This is a genomic window from Halobacillus sp. B23F22_1, from assembly GCF_043497005.1.
In the GTDB taxonomy this organism is placed as follows: domain Bacteria; phylum Bacillota; class Bacilli; order Bacillales; family Halobacillaceae; genus Halobacillus_A.
The window spans coordinates 279,459-292,210 of the sequence record NZ_JBIEKE010000002.1; the positions used below are offsets into that span (position 1 = coordinate 279,459).

Below are 12,752 nucleotides of genomic sequence, written 5' to 3' on the forward strand. Positions count from 1 at the left end.
CGCTCATTCATTTTGAACAAGCGGCCTTTTTATTTATTTTTTCTTTGCTCTGACTCGTGGCAGAATTTTTTTCTGTTCCACTTTGGATTCGCGGATCCATGTCTCCTCGTTTTCAAGATCGAATTGTTCGATAAATTTAATTACTTCTTTAGTGATTGGAGTAGGAGTCGAAGCACCTGCAGTTACAGCCACTTTTGAAACGCCTTCGAGCCAATCCAAATCTATTTCAGTAACGTCTGCGATACGATAAGCTTGAGTGCCTGCGATTTCCATTGAAACTTGAGCTAGACGATTAGAGTTATTACTTTTTGGATCCCCTACTACTAAAGTTAAATCAGCCTCTTTTGCTTGTTCGGACACAGCTTCTTGTCTGACTTGTGTGGCCATACAAATTTCTTGATGCTTCTCTACGTGAGGGTACTTTTCTTTCACTTTTTCCATCACGTCATAGACGTCCCATTGACTCATTGTTGTTTGGTTTGTGATCATCAGTTTGTCGTGATCAAGGTTAAGTTCTGCAACATCTTCTTCAGTTTGCACGAGGTGCACTTTCCCGGGTGCCACTCCCATAGCCCCTTCCGGCTCAGGGTGACCTTTTTTCCCAACATATACAATTTCATATCCTTCTGCAACTCTGTCTCTAATAAGATTATGGGTATTAGTAACATCTGGACACGTGGCATCAAGGGTCATTAATCCTTTTTTCTTTGCTCTTTCTTTAACTTCTGGTGAAACACCGTGAGCTGTAAAAATAACAGTCCCATCATTAATACCTTCTAGTAAGTCTAAACGGTTTTTACCATCAACGGTTATAATTCCTTCACTTTCAAATGCATCGGTAACATGAGAGTTGTGGACAATCATACCTAAAATATATATCGGTCTTGGCAGATTAGGGTCTTTTGCAGCATTTTGAGCAATAACCATAGCATCTACCACTCCGTAACAATAACCGCGAGGGGCGATTTTTATGACTTCCATTTCATAAATCCTCCTCTTTATTCTAAAAACAACTTTGAAACGAATTAATTCATCCTCTATTATAAAGGCTAAAGCTATATATGACAAAGAATCTCTATGATCCGTGCAATTCAACCTATAGTCGATTATAATAGGATAGGGATAATATACATTAAAGGAGTACGTTATGAGTAATCATTCATTTAAGGAATACGCAATAGGCTCAAGTGTTGAGCAAATTATAGAGGGGCTGGGTTTTACAAATCCTACGCCGATTCAACAGCGGGTTATACCCGCAGCTTTACGAGGTGAAAGTATGATTGGCCAGTCACATACTGGCTCAGGTAAGACTCATGCTTATTTACTGCCGCTTTTTAACCAGATAAATGAAGCCGAAGAAAGTGTGCAATTTGTTGTAACTGCACCTACTCGGGAGCTAGCCATGCAAATATATAATGAAGTGCGAAAAGCAATTCAACTTGCTGGAAAAGAAGAAGTGTGGCGTTCCAGCTTAGTGATTGGGGGTACGGATAAGCAAAGGATGTTAGATAAACTTTCGGCTAATCCTTCGCAAATAATTGTAGGGACTCCAGGAAGAATTTTAGACATGGTAAAGGAAGAAGCTTTAAACGTTCATCATGTAAAATCTTTCGTGCTCGATGAAGCAGACTTAATGCTGGATTTAGGTTTTATAGAAGATGTAGATCAAATTTTACTTCGTATGAATGAGGACCTTCAATTATTAGTTTTCTCTGCTACAATTCCTGAGCGATTGCAGCCATTCCTCAAAAAATATTTAGTTAATCCAACTCACATCGAAATTAAAGATGATAAACCGTCACCGGAGACAATGGAGCATCGTTTAGTTGCTCTACGACATAAAGAACCAGCTGATGTGATTTTTGAGATTTCAAAAAGCATCCAGCCGTATTTAGCCATCATTTTTACAAATGGCAAAGATCAAGCGGATGAGTTGGCGTCTGCATTGTTAGATAAAGGCTTAGAGACCGGGATTATTCATGGCGGGTTAAGTCCAAGAGAACGGAAGCGCATGCTTAAAGAACTTCAAAACTTACGTTATCAATACATTGTAGCCACAGATCTTGCTTCGAGAGGAATTGATATTCAAGGCGTTAGTCACGTCATCAATGCCAGAATGCCAAAAGAAGAAGAATTTTATATTCATCGTGTAGGACGAACGGCTAGAGCGGGCTTAGAAGGAACGGCTATCAACTTATATACAGAAAAAGATTTGCCTTTAATTGAGAAGCTAGAAAAGCGTGGGTTATCATTTACATTTTATGAAGTAAAAGATGGGGAATGGGTAGAGGCGAAGTCATATAAAGAAAGACAAAAACGGACCCCCAACCAAAATGATCTTGAAAAGAAAGCAAAACACATGGTCAAAAAACCTAAAAAGGTTAAACCAGGTTATAAGAAAAAGATGAAACAAGAAGCAGACAAAAATTATAAGAAACTCAAAAGAGACAGCTTTCGCAAGAAGAGATAGAGAGGAGTATAACTATGGTAAAAATTGGATCGCACGTTTCTATGAAGGGGAAAAAGATGTTGCTCGGAGCAAGTGAAGAGGCTGCATCTTATGGTTCATCTACTTTTATGATTTATACGGGGGCGCCTCAAAATACGAGAAGGCGGCCCATCGAAGAATTGAATATTGAAAATGGTACGAAACATATGCAAGAGAACGGAATTGACGACATTATTGTGCATGCCCCTTATATCATTAACATTGGGAACACGACCAAACCTGAAACATTTGAATTAGGAGTCGATTTTTTAAGGAATGAAATCGAGCGAACGGAAGCCATTGGCTCAAAGCAAATCGTGTTACATCCTGGTTCTCACGTAGGGCAGGGCGCCGATAAAGGAATAGGGAAAATTATTGAAGGTTTAAATGAAGTGCTGCACAAAGACCAGTCAGCACAAATTGCGCTAGAAACAATGGCAGGAAAAGGATCTGAGTGCGGTCGAACCTTCGAAGAAATCGCTCAGATTATCGAAGGAGTTAATCTGAATGAAAAACTTTCTGTGTGTTTAGACACTTGTCACATTCACGATGCGGGTTATAATGTAGTCGACGATTTCGATGGAGTGCTTGAAGAATTTGACCGCGTGGTAGGAATCGACAGAATTAAAGTCGTACATGTCAATGACAGCAAAAATATTCAAGGCGCAGGAAAAGACCGCCATGAAAATATTGGATTTGGTCACATTGGTTATGATGCTTTGCATTATATTGTGCACCATAAAACATTTAAAGACATTCCTAAAATTCTTGAAACTCCATATGTAGGAGAAGACAAGAAAAATAAACAGCCTCCATATCAATTTGAAATTGATATGCTGAAAAAAGGAACATTTGATGAGGAACTAAAAGATAAGATTATGAATCAGTAAAAAAGAGAGTGCTCAAGAGCACTCTCTTTTTTCATTTAAGCCACTCTTCTACGCCATACTGTTTAGCCAAACGATGTAATAACATTTCTAGAGACCGGGCCGTGTCGTTAGAGGTGATGACTGCAAGTTTTCGCAGCATTCTTTTTCTGCCTTGCTTTTCAAAAGGATTTTCCTTATTTTCCTTTAACTCTTTTGCAATTTTCTCTGCTTCTTTATAAGTAAGAGGGATATCGTACATTTGACTAAAATAAATTAGTTCTTCTGCGGTTATGTTTTTTAATTTATGGGTAATGTACTGTTGGGCCATGTTTTTCATCTATCCAATCTCCTTCTTTTTCTATTCAGTACACCTTATGTTCACAGTACAGGAATCGTTCTAATTTTTACCATAGGGGTTTTGATTGAGTTTTAAAGAAGAGAGAAGTATTATGATTCAATGTATGCCATAAGTGAAGAATTGTTGGCAGAAGGAGTGTTAGTTTTGCGAGCTGTTACAATGTTTGCTCAAATTAGCTTTACGATTGTTTTAATTACCGGTTCCGTTTTGATTGTAAATTATTATAAAGATAAAGATAATCGTTTATTAGCTAAAAAAAATGAGCAGCTTACGGAAGAACATGAGAAGTTGCAGTCAGAATACGAATACTTAACTTCTGATGCAGATAAATCTCAAAGTGATGATTTTGAAAATTGGTCATACTTAGAGGAGCAAGCTAATGTTTTTTACAAAGACAGTAATGGTGAATTTAAAAAGCCCTGGGCTTTATTTTTAGTTAAACAAGCAGAAAAATATGAGGTAGACCCTGTTATGGTTTACGAATTGCTGAAAGTTGAAACAGGGGACACATTTGATCCTGAGCTTGTGGGCCCTGAAACAAAATATGGTAAAGCTTATGGAATGGCGCAGTTTATGAAGAATACAGCACCATGGATTGCTGATATGGCCGGCTTGCCTTATGAAGAAGAGTTATTATTTGATCCCTATTACTCCATTCAATTATCTGTAGTATACCTCGATTTTTTATTCAACAAGTACAATAATTGGGACAAAGCTCTAACTGCTTATCATCGAGGAGTAGGCGGCTTAAAGGAGTATATAGAAGAGAATGGAGATGCAAAAAGCTGGTATGCGAAAGAGATCCAGTCAAAAGCTAATGCACATGATACTTTAGCTAGTGCAAATTGATGAAAGAGCCTGGCATCATAAAAAAGAATTTTAGCATAGATGCAGATCATGAGTCGCATCCGCAGGATAGCACTCTTTGCTTTATGAGGCTCGGTCCTATTGCGTGCTTTAATCTAAAACATCCGAACTGATTTCTACAGAATCGTTCGGATGTTTTTATGTATTGTTCAGATTTTTCCCAGTCTTCTTTACTTTGTTAATCCCATTATATACCTCACCTAAAAAATGTGTTTCTTCACATACTAAGCTTGATTCTCAAACAGAAAGTGAGGGTTTTGTATGGATGAAACAAATAAGTCTGTAGGGGATCAGGAAGAACAAGAGCTTCAAAAGCATGGAGAAGAAATCGATTATTCTACAGAAGTAGAAAGAGTCGCTAATCAACCTGTCTATGGTGAAAGCTATGATGAGGAATATGCTCAAGAAGCTGCGATGCCTATAAATGAACCTATCCGTTCTCGGGAAGCAGAGACGAACATGGAAGAAGAAGTCAAGTCAGGTATGGCTTGGGTGGGACTATCCGCTGCAATCCTTTCCTTCTTCTTTGCACCTTTTTTACTTGGGATCGTTGGGATTGTATTTGGTGTTATCGGTAAAAGACGTGGAGCGGATACGTTAGGGAATATGGCGATAATCATAAGTATTGTCTCCATCCTATTTTCATTATTCTTAGCTCCCGTAACTCAAATATTTTAACCCGAAAAAAGGTGGACCGTTTTGGTCCACCTTTGATTATGCTTCTTGTTCTTCTTTTTCGAGACGCTCTTTTTCATAATGTTCTTCGGCAAGTTTATCGACTTCTTTTTTCAATTCCTCAACCATAATGTCTTCAGGGACTTTACGAATGATTTCCCCATGACGGAAAAGAAGACCTTCTCCTCGAGCTCCGGCAATTCCAATATCTGCTTCTCTTGCTTCGCCAGGACCGTTAACTGCACATCCAAGGACTGCTACTTTTATAGGCGCTTTGATCGTTTGAATATACTCTTCCACCTCATTAGCAATTGAAATTAAGTCAATCTCAATACGACCGCAAGTAGGGCATGAAATCAACGTAGCTGCGTTAGAAGCTAAACCATACGATTTTAACAGCTCTTTGGCCACCTTAACTTCTTCAACGGGATCAGCACTTAAGCTTACTCGAAGAGTACTGCCGATTCCTTTACTCAGAATAGCTCCTAATCCTGCTGCACTTTTAACTGTTCCGGCAAACAATGTGCCAGATTCAGTAATTCCAAGGTGAAGCGGGTAAGAGATTACTTCAGCTGCTTTTTCGTAAGCATCAATAGCTAACTTCACATCCGATGCTTTAAGAGAAACTATTATGTCGTGAAAGTCTAGGTCTTCAAGAATCTTTATATGGTGAAGTGCACTTTCCACCATACCCTCGGCAGTTGGATAACCGTATTTCTCGAGAATATGACGTTCTAAAGATCCCGCATTCACTCCGATTCGAATCGGAATATTTTTAGCTTTCGCTGCTTCCACAACAGCCTCTACTTTTTCTCGCTTTCCAATATTGCCTGGATTAATTCGGATTTTATCTGCTCCGCCTTCGATGGCCTTTAGCGCTTTTTTATAATCGAAGTGGATATCCACCACTAATGGGATGTTAATTCTTTTTTTAATTTCAGGAATCGCATCCGCTGCTCGATCATCTGGACATGCTACTCGAACAACCTGGCACCCTGCTTCTTCTAAACGATGAATTTCAGCTACGGTAGCTTCTACATCGTGAGTTTTAGTTGTAGTCATGGACTGTATCACAACTTGATCTGCTCCACCTATGGTCAGATCGCCGACTTTTACAGGTCGAGTATCTTTTCTGTGAGTTATTGCCATTAATAATCGCTCCTTTATATCTGGAAAAAAGCTCATTATAAATACCACTTTTTATTATAAGGGGTATCATCTTAAATGAGAAGTATAGACACTTAAAACTAACAGATTGTTTACAATAATTTCGACAGAATTGTATGTTAGCCTATAGAATTATATCATGAGGACAAAGAGATGAAAAACTTTACTGCTATTTTGAAACAAAATGTTTAAGTAAACGTATACAATAGAGAGGAAGGGAAAGTAGGTGAATGGAATGGGGTTATTATCGCACGATTGGATCGTTTTGCTCGTCACCCTGTTTGGTACATTGTTTTTAATTGGAGAATTACTTGTTAATACGCGTGGTCTTTTTGGAGTACTCGGTTTAGGTTTCATTACCGTTTATTTTTACTCCTTTCTAACTCCGGATATGTTTGCTCTTATGATGTTTGTTTATATTTTAGGGTTAACTTTAATTATCATTGATGGAAAAGTAGTAAATGATGGTACGCTAGCTACGATTGGTGCAACAGCTATGATCATTGCTGTTGGTTTTAGCGCTCCTAACTGGGTTTCAGGTTTATATGCAGTGATAGGTGTGTTGATCGGGGGTGCTTCTTCTCTTATGTTTCTAAAAGTATTTAAAAGAAGAGAAATGTGGACAAAGATTGCTTTAGTTGATCAGCTAAGTTCCGAGATGGGTTATAATTCAATGAAGGAGTCTTACGCTGACTTGGTAGACAAAACAGGGAAAGCATTGACGGACATGAGACCTGTAGGAACCATTCAAATTGATGAGGAAGAATACAGCGCTGTATCAAATGGACAATGGATTTATAAAGGAGACGAATTAAGGGTTGTTTCCGTAGATGGCACCAGGATATTAGTTAAAAAAATATCAAAACCTACGGAGGAATAGACCAGTCATTATGCTGGTCTATTTTTTATGGGCAAATGTTGGAGAGCCAGCCCGATGTAGACGAGTGAAAAGAGTAGATGCAACAATATTAACCAGGAACTTGAAAAAATAAATATTTCTAGAATAACAAATACTAAGGTCGGAGCGGTGATGGAAAAAGCTGTTATATTCCATAACTGTTTATAATCCGTACGTAAAGAGCGGATACGTGTGTATAGCAATGCCATACTAGCAAGTACAGATACTAAACAAAATAATGCGGCTGCTATAAAAAAATATAAAAATGGAAGAAAAATAACGATAAAAATGCCGCTTGAAACACCGCTGGCTGCTGTAAATTCTTCCTCTGTAAAAAAGTACGTGAACAAAGATCCTAAAAGCACAGGAATTAAGATGACAAGACTTAAGAAAAACAAGTAACTGATGGCTTTACCCATTGGCTGAATTCGGAATGCCGCGAGCATCTTGCTATGATAAAAGCTTTTTATTAATTGCTGCGTTTTACTCATATGTAAATATCCCCTTTACATTAATCGATACTATCGTAATCGACAACGCTCTATAAAGGCAAGTTAAAAAGATAGGAATATTCGTCAAAATAACGCGAATGTAAATTTAATGTTAAGATTCGAAAAATCCCTTTACAAAGCATTTTTACATCGTCAATAATGAGGAAGGTATTTTATAAAGATATAAAAACAAACTTGGATGAAGAAAGGGTGGAGAAACTGTGGAAATCGATGTGCAACAGATGATCTTTGAGTTCATTGGTGGTCTAGGTATTTTCCTATTTGGCTTAAAATACTTGGGAGACGGACTTCAGCGGACCGCAGGAGAACGTTTAAGAGAGATATTAGATAAGTTTACCAGCAACCCATTTATGGGAGTTCTAGCTGGTTTGTTTGTAACTGTGCTTGTACAGAGTAGTACGACGACGACCGTTCTGACCGTGGGCTTAGTTAACGCCGGATTTATGACGTTTAGACAAGCCATAGGGGTTATAATGGGTGCGAACATTGGTACTACAGTTACCGCTTTTATTATAGGTATTGATGTTGGAGCTTATGGCCTCCCAATAATTGCAGTAGGGTCCTTCTTATTATTCTTTTTCAAGAGCAAAAAAGTAGCTAATTGGGGACAGACTGTGTTTGGTTTAGGTGCTTTATTCTTTGGACTAGATGTTATGAGTGAAGGCATGAAGCCGCTTAGAAGTCTGGAAGCCTTTCAAGAGTTAACGTTAAGTATGAGTGATAACCCGATATTGGGGGTAGTCATTGGTACTTTATTTACTGTAATTGTTCAAAGTTCAAGTGCGACAATTGGTATTTTGCAACAACTGTTTGGCGAAGGATTAATGGACTTACAAGCAGCGCTGCCTGTCTTATTTGGAGATAACGTTGGAACAACAATTACAGCTGTGCTGGCTGCTATTGGGGCTAGCGTAGGAGCCAAAAGAGCTGCTGCAGCTCACGTTATCTTTAACGTCCTAGGTGCTGCCGTCTTCTTAATACTGCTCGTACCATTTTACGCTTTTGTAGATTGGCTGCGTGTAACGTTAGACTTAAATCCAGAGATGACCATCGCATTTGCTCATGGATCATTTAACATTGCCAATACAATTGTACAATTCCCTTTCATTGCCCTTTTAGCCTGGATTGTAATGCGCATCGTACCAGGAGAAGATTCACTTATCGAATACAAACCACAGCATCTTGATCCGATCTTTATTGAACAATCTCCATCCCTTGCATTGGATCAGGCGAAAGAAGAAGTTATTCGTATGGGGGAATATGCATACAAAGGCCTGGAAGAAACTAGTTTATATTTAAACAATAAACAACAGAAGCATTCAGAGCTTGCTATGCAGATCGAAGAAGCTTTAAACAATTTAGACCGTAAGATTACGGACTATTTAGTGGACCTTTCTCAAGCTCAGCTCTCAGATGAAGATAGTCATAAGCATACTGCCCTTATGGACTCCGTGCGTGACATTGAACGTATAGGGGACCACTTTGAAAACATTATCGAGCTTATTGATTATAAGAATTCAAATAAGGTTATTCTTACTGAACAAGCTATAGATGATTTAAATGAAATGTTTGATTTAACGTTAATGACCGTTAAACAGGCTACGAAGTCATTAGAAGGAATGGACCGGGAAGAAGCTTTATCAGTTGTGCAAAAAGAAAATGAATTGGATCGAATGGAAAGAACTTTCCGTAAGAAGCATATTATTCGTATGAATGAAGGAGTATGTACAGGTCAAGCGGGAATCGTTTTTGTCGATATGTTAAGTAACTTAGAGCGAATTGGCGATCACGCTGTTAATATTGCGGAAGAAGTTCTTGGAGAAAAAGAAAGCCTGTAATAGATGACAAAGCCGCTGATTCATTCAGCGGCTTTATTTTTTTAAAAAAATACACCATAACTTATTGAAACTCTGTTAGCATCATGCTATATTAATTTTGTTGTCGAAAAAGCCCAAACAACCTAAAAAACTTTGTTGACAGCTTAAGTAAACCATGGTATATTTATTTGCGTCGCTTCATTGAAAGTGACTATGAATTCTTACATGGCGGTGTAGCTCAGCTGGCTAGAGCGTACGGTTCATACCCGTGAGGTCGGGGGTTCGATCCCCTCCGCCGCTACTATTAAGTGCTGAAGGGACCGTTTAGTCACGAAACGGATAAGACAGGTTCAGCGATGTTCCCTATCTATGGAATATGGAAGTGACTGACTTATCTCGCGAATGTCTGGCCCTGAAGCCGGATAATCCAAGTGCTGAATGGCTTTGATCCAATATACTATTACATGAAGTGGTCAATCTTACAAGCATAGTAAAATAGTTTACATAATATATCTAAATTAACATGGCGGTTGTGGCGAAGTGGTTAACGCACCGGATTGTGGTTCCGGCATTCGTGGGTTCGATTCCCATCAGCCGCCCCATGTTGGACCCTTAGCTCAGCTGGTTAGAGCTATCGGCTCATAACCGATCGGTCGCAGGTTCGAGTCCTGCAGGGTCCACCAATATTTTTTGCGGAGGAGTACCCAAGTCTGGCTGAAGGGAGCGGTCTTGAAAACCGCCAGGGGCTTAACGGCCCGCGGGGGTTCGAATCCCTCCTCCTCCGCCATTTACATAACAAGGTACTTAAATACCACGCATTTAAAATTAAATACTGCGATGGCTCGGTAGCTCAGTCGGTAGAGCAACGGACTGAAAATCCGTGTGTCGGCGGTTCGATTCCGTCCCGAGCCACCATTTTTTTCGAACAAGCATATAAGCTTGTTTTTTTTATGTTTAAATAAGTATGAAACGGGAATGCATATTAACGGAAATCAAAAAACCAAGTTAATTGGTGTGCAAATGATTTGCAAGAAAATTTTCATTTTGGTAATGTACAATTGTGGATGAAAATTTTCACATATTGTACATACTATTTTAAGGAGGAGTTAAACATGGCTAAATTTGAACTACCAGAACTACCTTACGCATACGATGCACTTGAACCTACCATTGATAAGGAAACGATGAACATTCACCATACGAAGCACCATAACACTTATGTTACTAAGCTTAACAGCGCGCTTGAAGGGCATGCAGATCTTCAAGACAAATCATTAGAGGAACTTCTTGCAAATAACTTAGAAGTTGTACCTGAAGACATTAAGACTGCAGTTCGTAACAATGGTGGCGGGCATGCAAACCATAGTCTATTCTGGACGATTCTTTCTCCAAACGGTGGAGGAGAGCCGTCAGGTGAACTAGCTTCTAAAATTGAAGACACTTTTGGCGGATTTGACCAGTTTAAAGAGAAGTTTGAAGCTACAGCACTTGGACGTTTTGGATCAGGCTGGGCATGGTTAGTTGTCAATAACGGCCAACTTGAAGTTATTGACACGCTTAATCAAGATTCTCCTATTATGGAAGGCAAAACACCTATTTTAGGTCTTGATGTTTGGGAACACGCTTACTACTTGAACTATCAAAACCGTCGTCCTGATTATGCTAAAGCATTTTGGAATGTAGTAAATTGGGAAGAAGTTTCTAAGCGTTTCGACGCTGCTAAATAATTTAATGAGCAGAAGGATACAGATTGCGATCTGTATCCTTCTTTTTGTATATCTCGAATTGTTCTGATTACACTAAGAACAGATGGCTAAAGGAGATATACAATTATGCTGAAATTGTTAGAGGTGTGGTTAAAGCAAGAGAATGTATCGAAAGACCTTATCTTTTTGTTGTTAATTGGAGGTCTTTATTCTCTAGGAATTTTCTTATCGAGCACTTTTGTAAACATTTATTTGTGGAAACAATCTAATAGTTATACTGATATAGCACTGTATAATTTAAGCATTTATGTCATGCAGCCTTTAACATTTATCGTGGCGGGTAAATGTGCTAAAAAAATTGACCGTGTAATCGTGCTGCGTGCTGGAGTCATTGTACTTTCAGCTTTCTTTTTGGCTGTTTTAATCATTGGGGAAAGGGCCGCGCAGTTTAACATTCTTTTAGGCTCATTATTAGGGATTGGCTATGGGTTTTATTGGCTGGCCTTTAATGTACTCACTTTTGAGATTACAGAGCCTGATACGCGTGACTTTTTTAACGGTTTTTTGGGTGTACTCCAATCCTTTGGAGGTATGACTGGTCCGCTTTTTGCTGGTTATGTGATTTCAAGGCTGGACCAACTCACTGGCTACACTGTTATATTTGCTATTTCTTTCAGCTTTTTTATACTGGCAGTCTTTATAAGTTTTGGATTATCAAGAAGAAAAGCACGTGGAAACTTTTCGTTTAGAAGAATTATTTTAGAGCGTAAATACAATTCAAATTGGAATAAAATTCTACAAGCGCATGTATCGCAAGGATTTAGAGAAGGAACCTTTTTATTTGCTGTAACTATTTGGGTTTTCTTACTCACAAGAAATGAATTTACTTTAGGAGTTTATAACCTCGTCTATTCAGGCTTTTCATTTTTGTTTTTCTTTTTAGTAACGAAACTTGTGAAGCCTAGTCGAAGAAAACAGGCTATCTTTTATGCTGGATTAGCCCTATATTTGTCTGTGCTTCTATTGCTCATGGGAGAAAGCTTATCGTTACTGCTCTTCTATGGAGCGATTACGGGTGTATTTTTTCCACTCCTTTATGTACCTTACCAGTCGTTAACATATGATGTCATCGGCAAGTCGTGGAACGCTGGAGAGATGAGAATAGAATATATTGTGGTAAGGGAAATTTTTTTAAATGCAGGACGTGTCTTATCAATAGGTGTGTTTTTACTATCGATCGTATTTATTCCACCAGAGACAGGTATACCTTATATCCTATTAATCATAGGAGGCGGACACTTCCTCATTTACTTTCTAATTAAAGACATTCATTTTAACTCAAAGCATCAGGCACAAAATTGAAAATTTTCTCATGGATTTCTACTGTTTTCCAAC

12 protein-coding genes and 5 tRNA genes are annotated in these 12,752 nt (G+C 38.6%); 13 read left to right on the plus strand and 4 right to left on the minus strand.

The annotated features are described in order from the left end of the window. Positions 1-33: 33 nt before the first annotated feature. Complete coding sequence (locus ACGTNH_RS09155) at positions 34-981, minus strand: 4-hydroxy-3-methylbut-2-enyl diphosphate reductase (protein WP_394586413.1); 948 nt, start codon at positions 979-981, stop codon at positions 34-36. Positions 982-1,147: 166 nt separating this feature from the next. Here ACGTNH_RS09155 and ACGTNH_RS09160 point away from each other — a divergent pair, with 166 nt between their 5' ends. Together ACGTNH_RS09160 and ACGTNH_RS09165 are read left to right on the plus strand one after the other, a co-directional pair. Further along, positions 1,148-2,470, plus strand: coding sequence for a DEAD/DEAH box helicase (locus tag ACGTNH_RS09160; RefSeq protein ID WP_394586414.1), 1,323 nt, complete (start codon positions 1,148-1,150; stop codon positions 2,468-2,470). 14 nt (positions 2,471-2,484) lie between these two features. After that, on the plus strand, positions 2,485-3,378 hold the full coding sequence (locus ACGTNH_RS09165; protein ID WP_394586415.1) for a deoxyribonuclease IV: 894 nt from the start codon (positions 2,485-2,487) through the stop codon (positions 3,376-3,378). Positions 3,379-3,409: 31 nt separating this feature from the next. On the opposite strand, the gene ACGTNH_RS09170 is transcribed toward ACGTNH_RS09165, so the two are convergent. Beyond that, a complete protein-coding gene (locus tag ACGTNH_RS09170; RefSeq protein ID WP_394586416.1) occupies positions 3,410-3,694 on the minus strand; it encodes a DUF2624 family protein in 285 nt (94 codons plus the stop codon). A gap of 165 nt (positions 3,695-3,859) precedes the next feature. Between ACGTNH_RS09170 and ACGTNH_RS09175 the strand changes: the two genes are divergently transcribed. Both ACGTNH_RS09175 and ACGTNH_RS09180 read left to right on the plus strand, forming a co-directional pair. Then, positions 3,860-4,564 (plus strand): lytic transglycosylase domain-containing protein, encoded by a 705-nt coding sequence (locus ACGTNH_RS09175; RefSeq protein WP_394586417.1) that lies wholly within the window; start codon positions 3,860-3,862, stop codon positions 4,562-4,564. A gap of 279 nt (positions 4,565-4,843) precedes the next feature. Continuing rightward, positions 4,844-5,260, plus strand: a complete 417-nt coding sequence (locus ACGTNH_RS09180) for a hypothetical protein (protein ID WP_394586418.1) — start codon at positions 4,844-4,846, stop codon at positions 5,258-5,260. A 36-nt stretch (positions 5,261-5,296) separates the two neighbouring features. Here ACGTNH_RS09180 and ispG read toward each other — a convergent pair whose 3' ends face one another. Next, entirely contained in the window at positions 5,297-6,406 is a 1,110-nt protein-coding gene (gene ispG, locus ACGTNH_RS09185) for a flavodoxin-dependent (E)-4-hydroxy-3-methylbut-2-enyl-diphosphate synthase (RefSeq protein WP_394586419.1), read from the minus strand. A 253-nt stretch (positions 6,407-6,659) separates the two neighbouring features. Between ispG and ACGTNH_RS09190 the strand changes: the two genes are divergently transcribed. Continuing rightward, entirely contained in the window at positions 6,660-7,304 is a 645-nt protein-coding gene (locus tag ACGTNH_RS09190; protein WP_394586420.1) for an NfeD family protein, read from the plus strand. Between the two features lie 8 nt (positions 7,305-7,312). Here the strand turns inward: ACGTNH_RS09190 and ACGTNH_RS09195 are convergent, their stop codons facing one another. Next, positions 7,313-7,813: a DUF1189 family protein gene (locus ACGTNH_RS09195; RefSeq protein WP_394586421.1), complete on the minus strand. Its 501-nt coding sequence runs from the start codon at positions 7,811-7,813 to the stop codon at positions 7,313-7,315. A gap of 221 nt (positions 7,814-8,034) precedes the next feature. On the opposite strand from ACGTNH_RS09195, the gene ACGTNH_RS09200 reads away from it, so the two are divergent. The 8 genes from ACGTNH_RS09200 to ACGTNH_RS09235 all read left to right on the plus strand — a co-directional run bounded on the left by ACGTNH_RS09200 (position 8,035) and on the right by ACGTNH_RS09235 (position 12,719). Continuing rightward, on the plus strand, positions 8,035-9,672 hold the full coding sequence (locus tag ACGTNH_RS09200; RefSeq protein ID WP_394586422.1) for a Na/Pi cotransporter family protein: 1,638 nt from the start codon (positions 8,035-8,037) through the stop codon (positions 9,670-9,672). A gap of 206 nt (positions 9,673-9,878) precedes the next feature. Next, positions 9,879-9,952: transfer RNA gene (locus tag ACGTNH_RS09205), tRNA-Met, on the plus strand. Positions 9,953-10,177: 225 nt separating this feature from the next. Next, a tRNA-His gene (locus ACGTNH_RS09210) sits at positions 10,178-10,253 on the plus strand. 4 nt (positions 10,254-10,257) lie between these two features. Next, positions 10,258-10,334: transfer RNA gene (locus tag ACGTNH_RS09215), tRNA-Ile, on the plus strand. An 11-nt stretch (positions 10,335-10,345) separates the two neighbouring features. Then, a tRNA-Ser gene (locus ACGTNH_RS09220) sits at positions 10,346-10,438 on the plus strand. A 52-nt stretch (positions 10,439-10,490) separates the two neighbouring features. After that, positions 10,491-10,566 (plus strand) — tRNA-Phe (locus ACGTNH_RS09225). Positions 10,567-10,763: 197 nt separating this feature from the next. Beyond that, positions 10,764-11,378, plus strand: coding sequence for a superoxide dismutase (locus ACGTNH_RS09230; RefSeq protein ID WP_394586423.1), 615 nt, complete (start codon positions 10,764-10,766; stop codon positions 11,376-11,378). 105 nt (positions 11,379-11,483) lie between these two features. Continuing rightward, a complete protein-coding gene (locus ACGTNH_RS09235) occupies positions 11,484-12,719 on the plus strand; it encodes an MFS transporter (protein ID WP_394586424.1) in 1,236 nt (411 codons plus the stop codon). The last annotated feature ends 33 nt before the right edge of the window (positions 12,720-12,752 follow it).